The sequence below is a fragment of the Streptomyces sp. NPDC015171 genome, from assembly GCF_043079545.1.
Lineage (GTDB): Bacteria > Actinomycetota > Actinomycetes > Streptomycetales > Streptomycetaceae > Streptomyces.
The window spans coordinates 51,393-71,610 of sequence record NZ_JBIBUO010000007.1 but is presented as its reverse complement, the minus strand read 5'-3'; the positions used below and the strand labels follow the sequence as shown (position 1 = coordinate 71,610).

At 72.2% G+C, this 20,218-nt stretch carries 17 protein-coding genes and 1 pseudogene; 9 read left to right on the top strand and 9 right to left on the bottom strand.

The features are described 5' to 3' along the window. Positions 1-139 precede the first annotated feature (139 nt). On the bottom strand, positions 140-631 hold the full coding sequence (locus ACF073_RS20405) for an inorganic diphosphatase (protein WP_067316824.1): 492 nt from the start codon (positions 629-631) through the stop codon (positions 140-142). Positions 632-710: 79 nt separating this feature from the next. On the opposite strand from ACF073_RS20405, the gene dacB reads away from it, so the two are divergent. From dacB to folE, 6 genes are all read left to right on the top strand, one after another. Further along, positions 711-2,321: a D-alanyl-D-alanine carboxypeptidase/D-alanyl-D-alanine-endopeptidase gene (gene dacB, locus ACF073_RS20400; protein ID WP_392071877.1), complete on the top strand. Its 1,611-nt coding sequence runs from the start codon at positions 711-713 to the stop codon at positions 2,319-2,321. A 410-nt stretch (positions 2,322-2,731) separates the two neighbouring features. Beyond that, complete coding sequence (locus ACF073_RS20395; RefSeq protein WP_392071875.1) at positions 2,732-3,865, top strand: zinc-dependent metalloprotease; 1,134 nt, start codon at positions 2,732-2,734, stop codon at positions 3,863-3,865. A 191-nt stretch (positions 3,866-4,056) separates the two neighbouring features. Further along, positions 4,057-5,139 carry a tRNA lysidine(34) synthetase TilS gene (gene tilS, locus ACF073_RS20390; protein ID WP_392071873.1) on the top strand — a complete coding sequence of 361 codons (1,083 nt, stop codon included), beginning with the start codon at positions 4,057-4,059 and terminating at the stop codon, positions 5,137-5,139. A 67-nt stretch (positions 5,140-5,206) separates the two neighbouring features. Then, on the top strand, positions 5,207-5,767 hold the full coding sequence (gene hpt, locus ACF073_RS20385) for a hypoxanthine phosphoribosyltransferase (RefSeq protein WP_392071871.1): 561 nt from the start codon (positions 5,207-5,209) through the stop codon (positions 5,765-5,767). A gap of 195 nt (positions 5,768-5,962) precedes the next feature. Beyond that, positions 5,963-8,002: an ATP-dependent zinc metalloprotease FtsH gene (gene ftsH / locus ACF073_RS20380; protein WP_392071870.1), complete on the top strand. Its 2,040-nt coding sequence runs from the start codon at positions 5,963-5,965 to the stop codon at positions 8,000-8,002. Positions 8,003-8,136: 134 nt separating this feature from the next. Further along, complete coding sequence (folE, locus tag ACF073_RS20375; RefSeq protein ID WP_392071868.1) at positions 8,137-8,742, top strand: GTP cyclohydrolase I FolE; 606 nt, start codon at positions 8,137-8,139, stop codon at positions 8,740-8,742. Between the two features lie 45 nt (positions 8,743-8,787). Here the strand turns inward: folE and ACF073_RS20370 are convergent, their stop codons facing one another. The 6 genes and pseudogenes from ACF073_RS20370 to ACF073_RS20345 all read right to left on the bottom strand — a co-directional run bounded on the left by ACF073_RS20370 (position 8,788) and on the right by ACF073_RS20345 (position 14,241). Further along, complete coding sequence (locus ACF073_RS20370) at positions 8,788-9,276, bottom strand: DUF3180 domain-containing protein (protein WP_392071867.1); 489 nt, start codon at positions 9,274-9,276, stop codon at positions 8,788-8,790. A gap of 73 nt (positions 9,277-9,349) precedes the next feature. Beyond that, complete coding sequence (folK, locus tag ACF073_RS20365; protein ID WP_392071865.1) at positions 9,350-9,961, bottom strand: 2-amino-4-hydroxy-6-hydroxymethyldihydropteridine diphosphokinase; 612 nt, start codon at positions 9,959-9,961, stop codon at positions 9,350-9,352. Then, positions 9,958-10,317: a dihydroneopterin aldolase gene (gene folB / locus ACF073_RS20360; RefSeq protein ID WP_392071864.1), complete on the bottom strand. Its 360-nt coding sequence runs from the start codon at positions 10,315-10,317 to the stop codon at positions 9,958-9,960. Before folB ends, folK begins: the two co-directional genes overlap by 4 nt. 354 nt (positions 10,318-10,671) lie before the next feature. Continuing rightward, positions 10,672-11,211 (bottom strand): nuclear transport factor 2 family protein, encoded by a 540-nt coding sequence (locus ACF073_RS20355; RefSeq protein WP_392071863.1) that lies wholly within the window; start codon positions 11,209-11,211, stop codon positions 10,672-10,674. Positions 11,212-11,354: 143 nt separating this feature from the next. Further along, a pseudogene (gene folP, locus ACF073_RS20350) lies at positions 11,355-12,257 on the bottom strand (dihydropteroate synthase); the annotation flags it as partial. A 169-nt stretch (positions 12,258-12,426) separates the two neighbouring features. Further along, on the bottom strand, positions 12,427-14,241 hold the full coding sequence (locus ACF073_RS20345; protein ID WP_392071861.1) for a phosphatidylglycerol lysyltransferase domain-containing protein: 1,815 nt from the start codon (positions 14,239-14,241) through the stop codon (positions 12,427-12,429). Between the two features lie 224 nt (positions 14,242-14,465). On the opposite strand from ACF073_RS20345, the gene ACF073_RS20340 reads away from it, so the two are divergent. Together ACF073_RS20340 and ACF073_RS20335 are read left to right on the top strand one after the other, a co-directional pair. Further along, entirely contained in the window at positions 14,466-15,593 is a 1,128-nt protein-coding gene (locus tag ACF073_RS20340; RefSeq protein WP_392071859.1) for an alpha/beta hydrolase, read from the top strand. A 98-nt stretch (positions 15,594-15,691) separates the two neighbouring features. Further along, positions 15,692-16,981, top strand: coding sequence for a hypothetical protein (locus ACF073_RS20335; protein ID WP_392071857.1), 1,290 nt, complete (start codon positions 15,692-15,694; stop codon positions 16,979-16,981). A 109-nt stretch (positions 16,982-17,090) separates the two neighbouring features. Here ACF073_RS20335 and ACF073_RS20330 read toward each other — a convergent pair whose 3' ends face one another. After that, positions 17,091-18,512, bottom strand: coding sequence for a PH domain-containing protein (locus ACF073_RS20330; protein ID WP_392071855.1), 1,422 nt, complete (start codon positions 18,510-18,512; stop codon positions 17,091-17,093). Further along, positions 18,509-19,012 carry a PH domain-containing protein gene (locus tag ACF073_RS20325; protein WP_392071853.1) on the bottom strand — a complete coding sequence of 168 codons (504 nt, stop codon included), beginning with the start codon at positions 19,010-19,012 and terminating at the stop codon, positions 18,509-18,511. The genes ACF073_RS20330 and ACF073_RS20325 overlap by 4 nt, the downstream gene beginning before the upstream one ends. A gap of 31 nt (positions 19,013-19,043) precedes the next feature. Here ACF073_RS20325 and ACF073_RS20320 point away from each other — a divergent pair, with 31 nt between their 5' ends. Beyond that, entirely contained in the window at positions 19,044-20,195 is a 1,152-nt protein-coding gene (locus ACF073_RS20320; protein ID WP_392071851.1) for an NADH-quinone oxidoreductase subunit D, read from the top strand. Positions 20,196-20,218 lie beyond the last annotated feature (23 nt).

The following is a 20,218-nucleotide window of genomic DNA, read 5'->3' as shown; positions in this document are numbered from 1 at the left end:
CTCGCACCGCTCCCTGAATGACACCTTCCGTAAGCCTCAGTATGCGCACACGTACCCGGCAAGGCCGCAAATGTGCACACACGCGGAACGGGCCGCACGCGTGCGCGTGCGGCCCGTTCGCGGAGAACGAAAGAGGTGGTCAGTGACCGCCCTGCTCCTCGAAGCGCTTGTAGGACCGCTCGATCTCGGCCTCGGCGTCGGTGCGGCCCACCCAGTTGGCGCCCTCGACGGACTTGCCGGGCTCCAGGTCCTTGTACACCTCGAAGAAGTGCTGGATCTCCAGGCGGTCGAACTCCGACACGTGGTGGATGTCGCGCAGGTGCTCCACCCGCGGGTCGGTGGACGGAACGCACAGCAGCTTGTCGTCGCCGCCCGCCTCGTCCGTCATCCGGAACATGCCGATCGCGCGGCACTTGATCAGGCAGCCCGGGAAGGTCGGCTCGTCCAGGATGACCAGCGCGTCCAGCGGGTCGCCGTCCTCGCCGAGGGTGTTCTCGACGAAGCCGTAGTCGGCCGGGTAGGCGGTCGAGGTGAAGAGGCGACGGTCCAGCCGGATCCGACCGGTCTCGTGGTCCACCTCGTACTTGTTCCGCGAACCCTTCGGAATCTCGATCGTGACGTCGAACTCCACCGGTGGCTCCTCCATGATCAGCACATAGTTCTGGTGGTTAAGTGTCCCTCACGCAGGTGTGTGATCGCGAAAGGGGCTGGTGGTCGTGCCAGAGCTGAGGCGTTGGCGAGCCGCGGGACCGCAGGTGGTGCGGATCGCGAACGCCGTACGACCGCGTCTGGCGAGCGCCGTGACGACCGTCGGGCCGCGGATCGCGCGGCTGGCGAAGGGCGTGCGCGTCGGGCCTGCGCACCTCCCCCGTCCTCCCCGTCCGCGTACCGTCAGGACTTGGCAGTACACCGCGGGCGCCGCCACCGCCGGCCTGGCACTGGCCGCCGGCGTGGTGACCGTCGCCGGTCCGTGGGACGCCAACGGTCAGCGTACGGCCGAGCGGGACCGGGCGGTCGCCCTGGAGCGGTCAGGTGGCGCAGATCACGGCCGTTCCGGGACGGCCGCCGGGGCGCCCGCGCCCGCGCCGAGCGCCGAGCCCGTCCTGGCGGGCCTGGGCGCCGCGAAGGGCGCCGTGGGCACCAAGAAGACCGCGCCGGGCCAGACGGCCTTCTCGGACCTCCTGGGGCCCCTTCTGGACGACCCCGCGCTGGGCGGCAGCCACGCGGCGGCCGTCATCGATGTCGCGACCGGCGCCCGGCTGTACGGCGCCGGCGCCGGCAAGGCCCTCACCCCCGCCTCCACCACCAAGATCGCCACCGCCGTCGCCGCGCTGTCCGCCCTCGGCCCCGACCACCGGCTGACCACCCGCACCGCCCTCGAACCGGACACCGGGGAGCTGGTCCTGGTCGGCGGCGGCGACCCCACCCTCACCGCGCACGCCAGGCCCGGCGGCTGGGCGAGCCTGCGCGCCCTGGCGGCGGACACCGCGAAGGCCCTGGGCGAGCGCGGCATCCGCAAGGTCACCCTGTCCTACGACACCACCCTCTACAGCGGTCCCGCCCTGCACCCCATCGGCGTCAACGACAACCTCGCCCCGGTCAGCGCCCTGACCGCCGACGAGGGCCGGTCCGACGACTCCGTCAGCGGCCCGGCGGCCCGCGCGGCCGACCCGGCGGCGGACGCGGCGGCCCGGTTCGCCGGCTTCCTGAAGGACGCCGGCGTCACGACCACGTCCCCCGGCCCCTCCAAGGCCAGCACGCGCGCGCAGACCCTCGCCACCGTCACCTCGCCCCCGCTGGCCGCCCTGGTGGAGCGGATGCTGACGAACAGCGACAACGACATCGCGGAGGCCCTGGCCCGGCACACGGCCCTGGCGAGCGGCCGGCCCGCGAGCTTCTCCGGCGGTGCCGGGGCGATCGCCACCCAGCTGCGCGAGCTCGGCCTGCCGATGTCCGGCGCCTCCTTCCACGACGGCAGCGGCCTCGACCGCTCCGACCGGCTCACGGCCGGCCTCCTCACCGCCCTCCTCGCCAAGGCGGGCGACCCGGACCGCCCCGGCCTGCGCCCGGTCCTCACGGGCCTGCCCGTAGCCGGCTTCACCGGCACCCTGAGCAGCCGCTACACCGACGGCGCCGCCGGCGTCGTCCGCGCCAAGACGGGCACCCTGACCGGCGTGAACACCCTCGCCGGCACGGTCGTGGACCAGGACGGCCGCCTCCTGGCCTTCGCCTTCCTCGCCTCGGACACGGCGAACGGCCCGGAGGCCCAGGCGGCGCTGGACCGGACGGCTACGGCGCTGGCGCGGTGCGGCTGCCGCTAGCCGCAGCACGACGGGGCCGCCGGCCCCTACGGGGTCGTGCCCTGGCGGGCGTTGTCCCGGATGGCGGTCGTGGGGGCTGGGGCCCGTGCCCGCCCGCGGCCCGGTGGCTCCGCTTCGCGCAGTTCCCCGCGCCCCTGGTGCCCTGGCGGGCGTTGTCCCGGATGGCGGTCGTGGGGGCTGGGGCCCGTGCCCGCCCGCGGCCCGGCGGCTCCGCTTCGCGCAGTTCCGCTCGCCCCTTCGGGGCGCCGGTGCCGACCAGGGGCGCGGGGAACTGCGCGGCCGCCCGCCACGGGCCCGCACCCGGCAGACCCCGCCCGCCCCCGCCCCGCATCCCGCCCCCGCGCACCCGCCGGACGGCACCCCGCACCACGGCCTGCCCGAAGCGGGGGCGCTCACGTACGGTTGACAGCATGACGAGCTTCGGTGGCACCGCATCTCCCGGGATGGTCGACTGGAACCTCGCGGTGGCAACCGCGACCCGGCTCGTACGGCCCGGGCCCGATGTCAGCCGCGACGAGGCCAGGTCCGTCGTCGCGGAACTGCGCCGGCACGCGAAGGCCTCGGAGGAACACGTCCGGGGCTTCACTCGTATGGCCACCGAGGAGACCCACGACACCCCCGTCCTCGTCGTCGACCGTCCCGGCTGGGTCCGCGCCAACGTCGCCGGCTTCCGGGAGATCCTCAAGCCGCTCCTGGAGAAGATGCAGGAACGCCGCGGCGGCAACCCGGGCAGCGCCGTCCTCGGCGCCGTCGGCGGCAAGGTCACCGGCGTGGAAGTGGGCATGCTCCTGTCGTTCCTGTCCTCCCGTGTCCTCGGCCAGTACGAGACCTTCGCCCCCGCCACCCGCGACCTGCCCGCCGGCGAGAACGGCGGCGGCCGGCTGCTGCTCGTCGCGCCCAACATCGTCCACGTGGAACGCGAACTCGACGTCGAGCCGCACGACTTCCGCCTGTGGGTGTGCCTGCACGAGGAGACCCACCGCACGCAGTTCACCGCCGTGCCCTGGCTGCGTGACCACCTGGAGGGTGAAATCCAGTCGTTCTTGGCGGAGACCGACGTCGACCCGATGACGTTCCTCGAACGCATCCGGGAAGCCGCCCAGTCCCTGGCAGGCGGCCGGCCCGAGGGCGAGGAGGACGACGGCGGACGCTCCTTCGTCGAGCTGGTGCAGACCCCCGCCCAGCGGGAGATCCTCGCCCGGCTCACCGCCGTGATGTCCCTGCTGGAGGGCCACGCCGACTACGTCATGGACGGCGTCGGACCCAGCGTCGTCCCGTCGGTCGCGGAGATCCGCGAGAAGTTCCAGCAGCGCCGCGCGAAGGGTGCCTCCCGGCTGGACCTCGCCCTGCGCAAGCTCCTGGGCCTGGATGCCAAACTGAGGCAGTACCGGGACGGCGAACGGTTCGTACGGGCCGTCGTGGAGCAGGTCGGCGTGGACGGTTTCAACCGCGTGTGGACCTCGCCCAACACCCTGCCGACCAAGGCGGAGATCGCCAAACCGGCGGACTGGGTCGCACGGGTGCACCGCAGGACCGAATCGTGAAACGCACGGGAAAGGCGTGAAACGAATCCGGCCGACGGCAGGCGAACGCCCCTCCAATCACCCGTCCGAGGGACCGTGTGCCATGCGTAGGCGTGCGATGCTCGGGGAACGGCCCGCTTCTGTCACCATCTACACACTCTGAGTGACCGGCTCGGGCTCACCCCCCGAAAACTTCATGAAGGGAACCGGACATGGGTCCCCATCCTGCGGTCGCGGCGATACGCCTGGCGGTCCGCCGCGTCCTCCACGACATCCTGAACGACCACCAGACCTGCCACGCGCACGCGGGCCGGGAAGTGCCGGGCGAGCACTCCGACCGGCGTCCGGGCCGGGGCGCCCTGCGCATGGCCGAGCGGCCCCCCTCCCCGCTCGTCCTCGTCGCGTGCTCCGGCGGCGCCGACTCCATGGCCCTCGCCTCGGCCCTCGCCTTCGAGGCCCCCAAGCTCGGCATCCGCGCCGGCGGGGTCACCGTCGACCACGGCCTCCAGGCCGGTTCCGACCTCCGCGCCGACGAGGTCGTCCTCCGATTGCGTGAACTCGGCCTCGATCCGGTCGACTCCGTCGCCGTGACCGTCGGCCGCGAGGGCGGGCCCGAAGCCGCCGCGCGGGACGCCCGCTACGCCGCCCTGGACGCCGCCGCCGAACGCCACGGTGCCACCGCGATCCTGCTCGGCCACACCCGCGACGACCAGGCCGAGACCGTCCTGCTGGGACTCGCCCGCGGCTCCGGCATCCGCTCCCTGTCCGGCATGGCCGCGGTCTCGGGGGCCGGCGGCCGTTACCGGCGGCCCTTCCTGCACCTGGACCGGCAGACCGCCCGCAAGGCCTGCATGGTGCAGTCCCTGCCCGTCTGGGACGACCCGCACAACGCCGACCCGGCCTACACCCGCTCCCGGCTGCGGCACGAGGGCCTGCCCGCCCTGGAGAAGGCCCTCGGCAAGGGCGTCGTGGAGGCACTCGCCCGCACCGCCCAGCTCTCCCGCGACGACGCCGACGCCCTGGACACCTGGGCCAGCCAGGCCGAGGCCTCCGTCCGGGACGGCGCCGGCCTGCTGGAGTGCGCCAAGCTGTACGCCCTCCCGCCCGCCGTACGCCGCCGGATCCTGCGCCGCGCGGCCATCGAGGCCGGTGCTCCGGCCGGCGCGCTGTTCGCCCGGCACATCGAGGAAGTCGACCGCCTGATCACCGGCTGGCGCGGCCAGGGAGCCATCAATCTCCCGGGCAAAGTCGTCGCCCAGCGCCAGGGTGGCAGACTGGTGATTCGGCAAGGCTGATTCCCGACCCCTCCCGGAGTGATCCTCCGGCGGCCGGGCGGCCTCAAGTGCGGGACGACCGAAAGTGATGCGGGTGGACGCGAAAGACATGGGTGCCGACCTCCAGCAGGTACTCATCACCAAGGAAGAGATCGACGCCAAGCTGGCAGAGCTGGCCGCGAAGATCGACGCGGAGTACGCGGGCAAGGACCTGCTGATCGTCGGCGTCCTCAAGGGCGCGGTGATGGTCATGGCGGACCTGGCCCGGGCGCTGTCCACCCCCCTCACCATGGACTGGATGGCCGTGTCCTCGTACGGCGCGGGCACCCAGTCCTCCGGTGTCGTGCGGATCCTCAAGGACCTCGACACCGACATCAAGGGCAGGCACGTCCTGATCGTCGAGGACATCATCGACTCGGGCCTCACCCTGTCCTGGCTGATCAACAACCTCGGCTCCCGCGAGCCCGCCACCCTGAAGGTGTGCACGCTGCTGCGCAAGCCGGACGCCGCCAAGGTGGCCATCGACGTCGAGTGGGTCGGCTTCGACATCCCGAACGAGTTCGTCGTGGGCTACGGCCTCGACTACGCCGAGAAGTACCGCAACCTGCCGTTCGTCGGTACGCTCGCGCCTCACGTCTACGGCGGCTGAGCCACTCGGCCCAAGCCCGGTAGGACGATCGGGAACCCCAGCGGGTTCCGTGCCGTTGAAGCATGCAGAGACGGGTTTCCCAGCCGTCGAAACGGCTCCGTGCGGCTTCGGGCAACAATGCTGGGGTACCGTCAGAAGAACTGTCTTATCAAACTCACTATGGCAGGAGGGACGGGGCGACACCGCTCCGTATGGATGGACGTGAAGCGATACTTCCGTGGGCCGGTCATGTGGATCGTGCTGGCCGTCCTTGCCGTGGTCGTGTTGATGCAGGTCGTCGGCTCGTCCGGCGGCTACAAGACGGTGGACACCGGCCAAGTCGTGGCTGCGATCAGCGACAACAAGGTCGAGTCGGCCAAGCTCACCACCGGTGACGAACAGAGCATCAAGGTCACCCTCAAGGACGGCTTCAAGGTCGAGGGCAGCTCGAAGATCCAGGCGAGCTACATCGGCGACCAGGGCGTGACCATCGCCGGCCAGCTGCAGACCAAGTACCAGGACAAGCAGATCCCCGACGGCTACACGGTGTCGCCGTCGAAGCAGAACCCGTTCGTCGGGGTGCTGCTCTCGCTGCTGCCCTTCGTCCTGATCGTGGTCGTCTTCCTGTTCCTGATGAATCAGATGCAGGGTGGCGGCTCGCGTGTCATGAACTTCGGCAAGTCCAAGGCGAAGCTCATCACCAAGGACACCCCGAAGACGACGTTCTCCGACGTCGCGGGCTGCGACGAGGCCGTCGAGGAACTCCAGGAGATCAAGGAGTTCCTGCAGGAGCCGGCCAAGTTCCAGGCCGTCGGCGCCAAGATCCCCAAGGGCGTGCTGCTCTACGGCCGCCCGGGTACCGGCAAGACCCTGCTCGCCCGTGCCGTCGCCGGCGAGGCGGGCGTCCCGTTCTACTCGATCTCCGGTTCCGACTTCGTCGAGATGTTCGTCGGTGTCGGTGCCTCCCGGGTCCGTGACCTGTTCGAGCAGGCCAAGGCGAACGCCCCGGCGATCGTCTTCGTGGACGAGATCGACGCGGTCGGCCGCCATCGCGGTGCCGGCCTCGGCGGTGGCCACGACGAGCGCGAGCAGACGCTGAACCAGCTGCTCGTCGAGATGGACGGCTTCGACGTGAAGGGCGGCGTGATCCTGATCGCCGCCACGAACCGCCCCGACATCCTCGACCCGGCACTGCTGCGCCCCGGCCGCTTCGACCGGCAGATCGCGGTCGACCCGCCGGACCTCCAGGGCCGCCTGGAGATCCTCAAGGTCCACCAGAAGGGCAAGCCGGTCGCCCCCGACGTCGACCTGGCCGCCGTCGCCCGCCGCACGCCCGGCATGACCGGCGCCGACCTCGCCAACGTGCTGAACGAGGCCGCGCTGCTCACCGCCCGCGGTGACCAGAAGCTGGTCGACAACAAGGCGCTGGACGAGGCGATCGACCGTGTGGTCGCGGGCCCGCAGAAGCGGACCCGGATCATGTCGGACAAGGAGAAGAAGATCACCGCGTACCACGAGGGCGGTCACGCCCTGGTCGCGGCGGCCTCGCCGAACTCCGACCCCGTCCACAAGATCACGATCCTGTCCCGCGGCCGTGCCCTCGGGTACACGATGGTCCTGCCGGACGAGGACAAGTACTCGACCACGCGCAACGAGATGCTGGACCAGCTCGCCTACATGCTGGGCGGCCGGGCGGCCGAGGAACTGGTCTTCCACGACCCGACCACCGGTGCCGCGAACGACATCGAGAAGGCCACCAACCTGGCCCGCGCGATGGTCACGCAGTACGGCATGACCGAGCGGCTCGGCGCGATCAAGTTCGGCGGCGACAACAGCGAGCCCTTCCTCGGCCGTGAGATGGCTCACCAGCGCGACTACTCGGAAGAGGTCGCCGCGCTGGTCGACGAAGAGGTCAAGAAGCTCATCGAGACCGCGCACAACGAGGCCTGGGAGATCCTGGTCGAGAACCGCGACGTGCTCGACCAGCTCGTTCTCCAGCTGCTGGAGAAGGAGACCCTGGGCAAGGAGGAGATCGCCGAGGTCTTCGCCCCGATCGTCAAGCGCCCGCCGCGGCCCGCCTGGACCGGCTCCTCCCGCCGTACCCCGTCCACCCGCCCGCCGGTGCTCTCCCCCAAGGAGCTGGCACTGACCAACGGTGCGAACGGCGCGACGGCGGCGATCAGCACGGCCAAGTCGACGGCCGTGGAGTCCGCCCCGGTGACGGAGCAGGCCCCGGAGGACCGCCCCGAGAGCTGACCCTGTTCCGGCCGACAGGGCCGGAATGAACGCCGCGCCCCCCAGGTTCTAGCCTGGGGGGCGCGGCGTTTGGTATGTCCGCAGACAGAACGCGTGTCGAACCACGCGTGCACGGCACAGGAACGAGGAAGCAGATGACCGACCCGGTGACGCTGGACGGCGATGGCTCCATCGGCGAGTTCGACGAGAAGCGTGCCGAGAACGCCGTGCGGGAACTGCTGATCGCGGTCGGCGAGGACCCGGACCGCGAGGGCCTGCGGGAGACGCCGGCCCGGGTCGCGCGCGCCTACCGGGAGATCTTCGCGGGCCTGTGGCAGCGGCCCGAGGACGTCCTGACGACGACGTTCGACCTGGGACACGACGAGATGGTCCTGGTGAAGGACATCGAGGTGTACTCGACCTGCGAGCACCACCTGGTGCCGTTCCGGGGCGTCGCCCACGTCGGCTACATCCCGTCCGTCACCGGCAAGATCACCGGCCTGTCCAAGCTGGCCCGGCTGGTCGACGTCTACGCCCGCCGACCGCAGGTGCAGGAACGCCTCACCACGCAGATCGCCGACTCCCTCATGAACATCCTGGAGCCGCGGGGCGTCATCGTGGTCGTCGAGTGCGAGCACATGTGCATGTCCATGCGCGGCATCCGCAAGCCGGGCGCGAAGACCATAACCTCAGCGGTGCGCGGTCAGCTGCGGGACGCGGCCACCCGGAACGAGGCGATGAGCCTCATCATGGCGCGCTGAGCCTCATCAAAGCGTGTTGACCGGCCCGGTGACCGGGGCCGGCGGTCAGGCCGCCGGCTCCGCTCCCGAGTGGTCCTGGTCGTCGTCCTCCGGGAGCTTGCAGACGCGCTCCAGGAACACGGCGGCCGCTATCACGCCGAGGCCGGCCAGGACCGAGAACCCGGCGTAGATCGCCTGGTCCCGGCGGGCCGGGAAGTCGAGCAGCTCCAGCAGGAAGACGCCCGTGCCGCCGTACATCCCGGCGACCAGGGCCGCCACCAGGGCGCTGGCCTGGCCGAAGACGACCGCCCGGGCGGCCATCAGCGGATCGACGCCCTTGGCGCCGGGCGTGCGCTCGCGCTGGGCCTTGAACCGGGCGCGCAGCGAGAGCGCGGTCGCGAGCAGGACCACCGCGATCAGCGCGAGGACGACGGGGGCGGCCAGGGGGACGCTGGGCAGGGTCCCGGCCGAGTTCCAGAGGCGGGCGCCCGCCCAGGACAGGATGCCGGCCACGACGAACACGCCCGCCAGCACCCTGATGCGCAGCTCTCTCACGGTGTCCCTTCAGTTCCCCCGGACCGTCCCGGACGGCGGTCGTCGTGGTCTTGATCCGTCTCGACCTTAACGACTACTCGGGCAGCCGGAGTTCCAGGTCCCCGCGGTGCGCCACGCCTTCACGCGTGATGACCGACAGCAGATCGGCCACCGTGCCGCGGCCGGGAAGCTGCGCCTGCGGGTCCACGTCGTGCCAGGGCGCGAGGACGAACGCGCGCTCGTGGGCGCGCGGGTGGGGCAGGGTGAGCTGCGGGTCGTCGGAGGTGACGTCGGCGTAGGCGACGATGTCGACGTCCAGCGTGCGCGGGCCCCAGCGCTCGTCCCGGACGCGGTGGAAGGCCTCCTCGACGGCGTGCGCCCGCTCCAGCAGGGAGGACGGGGGCAGGGTCGTCTTGAGGACCACGACCGCGTTGAAGTACGACGGCTGGCTGCCGGGCGCCACGCCCCACGGCTCGGTCTCGTACACCGGGGAGACGGCCTTCACCCGGACGCCCGGGGTGTCCTCCAGGGCGTCGACGGCACCCTGGAGCGTCTCCAGGCGGTTGCCGAGGTTGGCGCCGATGGAGATGACGGCCCATTTGGGGTTCTGCAGGGTCGTGTCGGCGGCGTCCACCCGCTCGACGACCGAGGCGGGCACCGGCTGGACGGTCGGGTCGCTGTGACCCTGGCGGAAAGGTCGGGTCATACTCGGCTCCGGGTGATGGTGACGGTCACGTCGTCGAAGGGGACCGTGATGGGCGCGTCCGGCTTGTGGAGGCACACCTCCACCTCCTGGACCCCTTCGTGCTTCAGACAGGTCTGCGCGATCCGCTCGGCGAGGGTCTCGATGAGGTTCACCGGCTCGCCCTCGACCACGGCCACGACCTCCTCGGCCACGATGCCGTAGTGCACGGTCTTCGCCAGGTCGTCGTCGGCCGCGGCCGGCCGGGTGTCCAGGCCGAGGACGAGGTCGACGATGAACGTCTGGCCCTCCTCGCGCTCCCTGGGGAACACACCATGGTGCCCGCGGGCCTTGAGGCCGCGCAGCGCGACACGATCCACGCGAATCACTCCTGCAATCGTCGGGAACGACCGGACCGTACCGCGTGCGGGCGGCACACCGGCCTCAGACGAATCTACCTGCGGACACCGACAAAGCCGGGTTGCGGGGGCGTGGGCCCGAGCCGGTACCCGGAGGGTTCACCGGGTGTTTCCCCCGGGGAACCCGGCACTGTCATGGGCTGGTAGCCGCACCTACCCGGGGGTAGGTGATTCGAACCACGTTCTCGCTGGGGGTCCTGTCGGGGTCCTGTCGGGGTTTTGGCGGGGTCCTGTCGGGTCTTGGCGGGGCTGGTCGAGGGCCTGGAGGCGGGGCTTGTACGGGTCTCGGTACGGGTCCCTGGTCCGCATACCCGCTCAGGCGAGGGGGTTGTCGTCCGGGTTCACGCCCTGCACACCGTCTTCACCGTCGTCGCCGTCGTCGTCGCTCTCGGCCAGCACGGGGGAGGCGTGGTGCGACCAGAGCTTCCAGCCGGACGGCGTACGCCGGAACACGTTCGTGGCGACGACGAGCTGGCCGACCAGCGGTCCGAGTTCCGCGCCCTCCTCCGGTGCGGGGCCGCCGCTGAGGATGTTCTCCGTGCAGGTCACCAGCGCGGTGTCGCCGGTCACCGAGACATGCACATCGGTGAGGAAGAACTGGATGTAGTCCGTGTTGGCCATGATCAGGGCGTACGACCTGAGGACCTCGCCACGGCCGGTGAGCACCGGCCAGCCGGGGTGCACGCAGGAGATCACGCCGCTGTCCGCCGGGTCGTGGTACTCCTCGTCCACGCCCAGGTCGGACGGGGTCAGCCAGCGGGCGGAGACCTCCTCGAAGTCGCCGCGTTCGAGCGCCTCGTAGAAGGCGGTGTTGGCCGCCTCCACCTGCTCGACATCGGTATGGGGGGCGCTCACCGGTCTCCTTCCGCCCGGCGCTCACCGTGGACGCCCGGCTCGTGGGGCGTGCTGTGCGCCTGGCGCTCGCTGCCCGGTCCGGGCGCACCGGCCGCATCCCGCGCCCCGTTCTCACTTCCCGTGCCGGGCGTGTGTCCTGTCTCGCGCGCCCCGCGCTCGCTCTGGGCGCCCCGTGCTACTCCGTCCGCGTACGCCCCCTCCAGGGCCCGCGCCACCCGCACCGCGTCCGCCGTGGCGCGCACCTCGTGCACGCGCACCGCCCACGCGCCGGCCTGCGCCGCGAGGGCGGAGACGGCGGCCGTGGCCGCGTCGCGCTCCCGGGCCGGCGGAGGCGCCCCCTCCGGTCCGGCGAGGACCCGGCCGAGGAACCGCTTGCGGGAGGCGGCCACCAGCACGGGGTGGCCCAGCGCGCGCAGGCGGTCGAGGTGGGCGAGGAGGACGAGGTCGTGCTCGGCCTCCTTGGAGAAGCCGAGGCCCGGGTCGACGACGATGCGGTCGGGGGCGATGCCGCCGGCCAGCACGGCCTCCACGCGCGTGTGCAGCTCGTCCATGACTTCGGCGACGACGTCCCCGTAGACGCCCTTGACGGTGTCGCCCTGGAGGAAGCCGCGCCAGTGCATGACGACGAAGGGGGCGCCCGCGTCGGCGACCACCGGGATCATCGCGGGGTCGGCGAGGCCGCCGCTGACGTCGTTGACGAGGGCGGCGCCGGCCGCGAGGGACTGCTCGGCGACGGAGGCGCGCATGGTGTCGACGGAGACGACGACGCCCTCGGCGGCGAGGCTGCGCACCACGGGGATCACCCGGCGCAACTCCTCGGCCTCGTCCACGCGCGAGGCGCCGGGCCGGGTGGACTCGCCGCCCACGTCGACCAGGTCCGCGCCCTCCGCGACCAGGTCGAGGCCGTGCTTGACGGCGATGGTCGTGTCGAACCAGCGGCCGCCGTCGGAGAAGGAATCGGGGGTCACGTTCACGACCCCCATGACCGCGCACCGGTCCCATGCCGGAAGTCCGGTCACCCGGCCGCGTCCGCTGAGGTTGTTCATACGTTCAGCGTAGGCCCAGGACGGAGCGGCGAAGGCCCAGGACGGAGCGGTGTAACCCCAGGACGGAGCCGTGAACGCGCGGTGGCCCGGGTGGCGGCCCCTGTGCTGGAGGGGGCGGGGCTGCCACCCGGGCCGGTCCCCGGGCCTCACCACTCGGCGGCGTCCTGGCTCAGGCCGCCCGGACGTCCCGTTCGGCCACCGCGTGACCGCACGGGCGCACGGCGGCCGCCCGGCGCCGGCGCAGGAAACGCGGCAGCGGCAGGGCGAGGTCGACGAAGCCCTCCGCCTGCATGGCGGCGAAGCCGATGCGGGGCAGGTCGGCGGAGGCGCGGTAGACCACGAACCGGGGCTCCCAGCGCGGCTGGAACTTGGCGTTGAACTTGTACAGCGACTCGATCTGGAACCAGCGGGACAGGAACACCAGCAGCCCGCGCCAGGCGCGCAGCACCGGCCCCGCGCCGATCTTCTCCCCGCGCGCGAGGGCGGAGCGGAACATCGCGAAGTTCAGCGAGACCCGGTTGATGCCGAGCTTCGGGGCGGCCTGGAGGGCGGCGACGATGAGCAGTTCGTTCATGCCCGGGTCGGCGGCGCGGTCCCGGCGCATCAGGTCCAGGGAGACGCCGTCCGTGCCCCAGGGCACGAAGTGGAGGATCGCTTTCAGGTCGCCGTACTCACCCGGTACGTCGTCGGACTTGTGGGCGGTGGCGATCAGGCAGTCCCCGTCGGTCGGGTCGCCGATGCGGCCGAGCGCCATGGAGAAGCCGCGCTCGGTGTCCGTGCCGCGCCAGTCCTCCGCGGCCAGGCGGATCCGCTCCAGCTCGGCCTCGCCGACGTCACGGATGCGCCGTACCCGGGTTTCGTAGCCGGCCCGCTCGATGCGCTTGACCATCTGGCGCACGTTGCGCATCGCGCGTCCGGCGAGCGAGAAATCCGCTACGTCGACCACCGCCTCGTCGCCCAGCTCCAGGGCGTCGAGACCGGTCTCGCGGGTCCACACCTCGCCGCCCGTCTCCGAGCAGCCCATGACGGCGGGCGTCCAGGAGTGGGCCTTGGCCTCGTCCATGAAGCGCTCGATGGCACCCGGCCAGGCCTCGACGTCCCCGATGGGGTCGCCGCTGGCGAGCATCACACCGGACACGACGCGGTAGGTGACCGCGGCCTTGCCGCTCGGCGAGAACACGACCGCCTTGTCGCGGCGCAGCGCGAAGTGGCCGAGCGAGTCGCGTCCGCCGTGCTTCTCCAGCAGGGCACGCAGGCTGGCCTCGTCCTGCTCGGTGAGGCGCGCGGCCGGGTGCTCGGGGCGGAAGGCCAGGTAGATGGTGGTGACCGCGGTGATCCAGCCGAGGGCGCCGAGGGAGAAGGCGACCGTCCAGGAGGTGTTGCCCTGGTAGTCGACCGGGCCCTCGAAGCCGAACAGGCCGTAGATGACGTGGGTGAGCCGGTCGGCGAGGCTCGGGTCGCCGATCGTCCGGTTCGGATGGACGTTGACGATCACGAGCCCGAGGGCCAGCGAACCGGCGCTCATGAGCACGAAGTTGGCGAGCGCACGCCACCTGCTGCGCGGATCGGGCAGCGCCGCGAACTGGCCCCGGTGGCGCAGCAGCGGCACCAGCAGCGCGATCGCGATGAGCATGCCGATGACCGAGTGCCGGTACCCGAACTGCGCCATCGCGCCCACCGGGAGCAGCGCGACCGCCGCGCGCCACGCCCTGCGCTTGCGCCGCTTGAGCCCGTGCGCGAGCAGCAGCAGCAGCACGCCCGAGCTGAGCGAGAGCGCCGCGGCGAACGGCCCGAACGAGCCCGGCAGCACCTCGGCTATGGCGTGCATACGGCTGTGACGGAAGCGCGGGAACACACCCGCGGCGATGTCCAGGACGCCCACGAGCGCGGCGGCCCTGCCGACCAGAGCGGGAACGGCGTCGGGGCGCGGGCCGCGCAGTATGCGCCGCGCCCGGCTTGATCGGCCCGGAACCTCGCCCGACAATTCCCCATCTATCCTGACAGACATCGCATCCCGTAGTTCTGCGAGAGACCTTGAACCCGGGCCCGATCGGGCATCCGGCGACATTGCGCCCTCTAGGACGGTGTCTGGGGGAGAGAGGTTCATTCCCCACCGGAAAGTCGGGTCAAAGGCCGAGGAAAGCCCCGGGCAAGCTCACGCGACATGTGTGGGTACGGCGCGGGCGGAAAGCGCAGGCAGGAACAGCCATGGGTCTCACGAGCAACAAAGTGCTGGCGCTGGTGGTCGTGGTCGCCGCGCTGCTGTTCATCGGCACGGTGTGGCTGTGGCCGCGCCTGGCCCGGCAGAGCTGGCGGGCCGTCAGCGGCCGGGTCGGCCTGCTGCTCTCCACCCAGTTGGCGCTCTTCGCCGCCGTGGGCCTAGCCGCCAACCAGGCCTTCGGCTTCTACGCCAGCTGGGCCGACCTGTTCGGCAAGGAGACCGACCAGGGCGTCGTCGTCGACCACTCGGCCAACGGCAGCACCGGCGGGCCGCTCCAGGTGGTCTCCACCTCCGACGTGCCGGGTGTGCGCGCCGCGCGGCCGGAGACGGGCGGGCAGATCCAGAAGGTGGACATCGTGGGCCGTACGACCCACATCGCCACCCCGGCGTACGTGTACCTGCCGCCGGAGTACTTCCAGCCGCAGTACCGCACGCGTACGTTCCCCGCGACGGTCGTCCTGACCGGCTACCCGGGCACCGCGCGGTCGCTGGTGGACAAACTGAACTACCCGAGCACGGCGCAGCGGATGGCCAAGGACGGCCGGATGCAGCCGATGATCCTGGTGATGATGCGGCCGACCGTGGCGCCGCCGCGGGACACCGAGTGCGTGGACGTGCCGGGCGGCCCGCAAGCGGAAACGTTTTTCGCCAAAGATCTGCCGGACGCCGTCCTCGGGCACTACCGGGCCGGCAAGCGCCCGGGCAGCTGGGGCGTCGTCGGCGACTCCACGGGCGGCTACTGCGCGCTCAAGCTCGCCATGCACCACCCCGAGGTGTACGCGGCGGGCGCGGGCCTCTCGCCCTACTACAAGGCGCCGATCGACCCCACCACCGGCGATCTCTTCCACGGCGACCCGAAGCTGCAGAACCGCTCCGACCTGTTCTGGCTGCTGCGGAACGAGCCCGCGCCCGACACCTCGCTGCTCGTCACCAGCAGCAAGGTCGGCGAGCACAACTACAAGGACACGCTGAAGTTCATCGAGGGTGTGCAGGCCACGAACCGGACCCGGATCTCGTCGATCATCCTCGACAGCGGCGGCCACAACTTCAACACCTGGCGGCGCGAGATCCCGCCGACGCTCCAGTGGCTCAGCGGCCGGCTCACCGACCGCTGAGCCGGGCGCACCCCTGACGTCCCGTGAAGCTCACGGTATGGCTGTGTTTTTACGGGGCGGGGGTCCGCGATTCGCCTACGCGCGGTAAGTTTCTGGCCATGCCACGTGGACGCCACCGCCATTCCCCGCCTCTGCACCGGCTGTTGCCTCCCTCGGCGATCGCCGGCGTCTCCGTCGTCTGCGCGCTGGGTCCCTGGGTGTTCTCCGAGGCCACGGTGGTCCGCGCGCTGGCCGCGGCCGCCGCGGCGACCGCGGTCGCCGGCGCCGTCGTGATGCGCCGCTGGGACGCGCAGGCGGGCAAGCAGGTCGCCGAACTCACGCGCGCGCGAGTCGGTGACGAATGGCGATACGAGGAACGGGTCGCCGAACTGGAGACCGATCTGGAGGAGTCGCGCGAGCTGCGCGTGAAGCTGGAGCAGCGGCTGCGCGCCAAGCGCGCCGAACTGGCCGGCCTGCGCAACGAGCACGCGGCCCTGCTGCGCCGGTACGCCACGGCGGAGACCGAGCGCGCGAGCGCCCTGGAGGGACGCCGGCTGCTGGAGCTCGAATCGGGGGCGCCCGAGCCGGGGGCCGCCGCCTCGTCGGCGCCCGCCCTGCCGCCCGCCCGGAGCGCGGAGCGCGCGGCCTCCGCGGCCTCCGACTCCGGCGAGCCTGCCGAGTCCGTCGAGTCCCTCGCGTCCTCAGGGGCCGTGAAGGGCGGTCCGGCGGTGTTCTCGTCCGAGGGCGCCCCGCTGTACCGGCGGGCTCTGACGGCTCTGGCCCGGTTCGACCGGGAGCCTCAGGACGCGGCGGCGCCGGAGGCCGAAGCCGAGGGGGACGAACCTGACGCGGCCGGGACGGCGGAGACGGCGGAGACTGCCGTCGGGGTTGCTGAGGCCGCCGAGGTCGCTGAGGTCGCTGAGTCCGGCGTGGGCCGGGCGGCCGAGGCGTCCGAGCCGGAGCTCTCTGCCGACCCGGACGCGGATGCAGATGCAGATGCGGACGTGGTGGCCGAGGTCGAGTCCGGGTCCGTCGCCGACGGCGAGAACGTCGCGCACGACGCCGAGCCCGCCCCGGCCGTGGGGCAGCCGCCCAACGGGCACTTCACGGTGCCGACCGCGGTGGCCGTCGCACCGGCCCCGCCCGCGCGGCGCCCGAGGGTCGAGGGCGGTTTCGACTTCTTCGGCACCCAGAAGGAGACCCCGAAGGCCACGCTGGACTCCGTGCAGAACGAGGACCTCGCCGACGTCGTCGGCCAGGAGGCCCTCGCCGTGCACAAGGCCGAGGCGGAGGCCGGGTTCAAGCCCGCCGACGAGCGCTCCCGCGGCGTCGGCCAGGTCATCGACCTGACCGCGCACGACGAGACCGAGCACATCGACCTCCAGGGGCTGCGCAGCGCGGCTTCCTGAGCCGCACAGCCGCCGGCCGCACACCAGCCGCACAGCCGTACACGCCGACGCACCGGGCCCGGTCCTCCCGCGAGGGGGAGCCGGGCCCGGCGCGTCGGCCGGCAGCCGGTCAGCCGGTGGTCATCCAGCGGTCCGGGAGCGCGTCCCTGCGGCCCGTACGGGACCTCTCCGCCTGCTCGCCCAGGAGCCGCGCGGCCGCCTCCGCGCCCCGCAGACGGGCGGTCACGGTCCCGTCGGCCCCCGTGTCCACGTGCACGTCGGCGATCCCCCAGCGGCGTTCCCAGGGGCCCTGGGTGAGCCGTACGCTCTGCACCTTGGCGTGCGGGACCAGCGAGAGCCGGCGGCACAGCAGGCCGCTCCGGGCGGCGAACACCGAGTCGGTGACCGCGAGCCCGTGCCCGCGCCACCACACCGGCACGCACCACCGGGCCCGGCGCGGCACCCGGGACAGCTCACGCGGCACCGTCACGCCGGGCAGCACGCGCGCGACGACCGACTCGGCGACCGCGCGCGGGGCGACCGGAATCAGCACCGAGTTGTCGGACCCGGCCACGTCCAGCTCCACCCGAACCCAGCCGCGCCCGCGCCACAGCAGCGGCTCCACGATCCGCACGGTCTGGACCCGGCCGGGCGGCACCGTCTCGTGCGCGCGGTCGAGCAGACCGTGGTCGATGCGCAGCCCGTCCGGGGACTCGCTCACCGTCCAGTCGAACTCGGTGACGAACCGGCCCACGCTGCTCGCGCCGGCCGCGCCGAGCAGGGGCAGGGCGGTGGCCAGGACCGTCCACACGTTCTCGGTGATGAGCCACAGGACGGTCGGCACGATCAGCGCGGCGCACAGCGAACCCCAGGTGGCGCCCGTCAGCACCAGGGAGCGCGCCAGCTCGCGCGCGGGCACCCGCAGCAGGGTGTGCGCCGGTGCCTCGCCGACCTCGCGCGCCGTCTCGGGCGCGAAACCGGCCGCGCGCGCGAGCAGTTCGGCGCGCAGGGCACGCGCGTCCCGCTCGCCCAGGAAGGCCAGCTCGTCCTTCTTGTCGTCGGTGCCGACGACGTCGATGCGCAGCTTCGCGACGCCGGCCACGCGCGCGAGGAGCGGACGGGAGACGTCCACGGCCTGGATGCGCTCCAGCCGGATGTGCGCGGTGCGCCGAAACAGCAGCCCGGTACGTATGCGCAGTTCGGTGTCGGTGACCGCGTAGTGCGTGAACCACCAGGACAGGAAGCCGTAGAGACCGGCCGCTGGCAGCAGCACCGCGAGCCCCACCAGGAGCATGGCGTCGGTCAGGCGCGCGAGCTGCTCCTGGGCGCCGCCCGGGTCGTGGACCGCCCAGCCGGCCACCACGGCCAGCGGCGCCCACGCCCTGCGGAAGGGCGTGACGGGGTGCAGCCGGCGCTCGGTGACGGCCGCGCGCTCGGCTCGGCCGCCGTCCGCTGTGCCGCCCTTCGCTGTGCCGCCCTTCGCTATGCCGCCGTCCGCGCTGTCGGAGGGGCCCGCGCCCTCGGCGCCGTCGGTGTGGTCCGGGGTCGTCACAGGCCCGCCGATCGTGCCTCGCCCAGCTCGGTGAGCCGGTCGCGCAGCCGTTCCGCCTCGGCCGGATCGAGGCCGGGGATGGTCGCGTCGGTGGCGGCGGCGGCCGTGTGCAGCTGCACGGTGGCCAGCCCGAAGCGGCGCTCCAGGGGTCCGGAGGTCACCTCGACCAGCTGCATCCGCCCGTACGGCACCACCGTCTCCTCGCGCCACAGGACACCGCGGCTGATCAGCAGGTCGTCGGCGCGCTCGGCGTACCGCCAGGAACGCCAGTTGCGCTCCAGCAGCCACCAGCACCAGGCGGCGAACGCCGGCGCGAGCAGCGCGCAGGCCGCCCAGACCGGCCCCGCGAGCAGGCCGAGCAGCAGCCCCGCGGCGATCGCGAGCACCGCCGTCCACACCATGAGCAGCAGCCGGCGCACCCGCAGCAGCCCCCGCCGCAGCCCGCGCCACACCGGCTGGTCCGCCGGCGCTCCGGTCTCTTCCAGACTCCCCGTTTCCATGAGGCCAGCGTACGTAGGGGAAACTGGGGCCATGACTCCTACGACGGAGACCACGGTCGGTATCGGCGGCGCGGCGGAGAGCACCGACATGGTGCTCAACATCGGGCCCCAGCATCCGTCCACCCACGGTGTGCTGCGGCTCAAGCTCGTGCTGGACGGGGAGCGCATCGTGCGCGCCGAGCCGGTGATCGGGTACATGCACCGGGGTGCCGAGAAGCTCTTCGAGGCGCGCGACTACCGGCAGATCATCGTGCTCGCCAACCGCCACGACTGGCTGTCGGCGTTCTCCAACGAGCTGGGCGTCGTCCTCGCCGTGGAGCGGATGCTCGGCATGGAGGTGCCCGAGCGGGCGGTGTGGACCCGCACCCTGCTCGCCGAGCTGAACCGGGTGCTGAACCACCTGATGTTCCTCGGCTCGTACCCGCTGGAGCTGGGCGGCATCACGCCGGTGTTCTACGCGTTCCGGGAGCGCGAGGTGCTCCAGAACGTCATGGAGGAGGTCTCCGGCGGGCGTATGCACTACATGTTCAACCGTGTCGGCGGCCTCAAGGAGGACCTCCCGGCCGGCTGGACGGCACGCGCGCGTGAGGCCGTCGCCGCCGTGCGCTCGCGCATGGACGTCTTCGACGACCTGGTGCTCGGCAACGAGATCTTCCGGGGGCGCACGCGCGGGGTCGGGGCGCTCGCCCCGGAGCAGGTGCACGCCTACGGTGTGAGCGGGCCCATCGCGCGCGCCTCGGGCGTCGACTTCGACCTGCGCCGCGACGAGCCGTACCTGGCCTACGGCGAACTCCAGGGCACCCTGAAGGTGGCGACCCGCAGCGAGGGCGACTGCCTCGCCCGTTTCGAGATCCTGCTGGCGCAGACCCACAACGCCCTCGACCTCGCCGACGCCTGCCTCGACCGGCTCGCCGAGCTACCGCCCGGGCCGATCAACCAGCGGCTGCCGAAGGTCCTGAAGGCGCCCGAGGGGCACACGTACGCGTGGACCGAGAACCCGCTCGGCATCAACGGCTACTACCTGGTGAGCAAGGGCGAGAAGACGCCGTACCGGCTGAAGCTGCGCTCGGCCTCGTACAACAACATCCAGGTGCTGACCGAGCTGCTGCCGGGGACGCTGGTCGCGGACATGGTGGCGATCCTGGGGTCGATGTTCTTCGTGGTCGGCGACATCGACAAGTAGCCCGCGGGGACGGGCGGCACCCG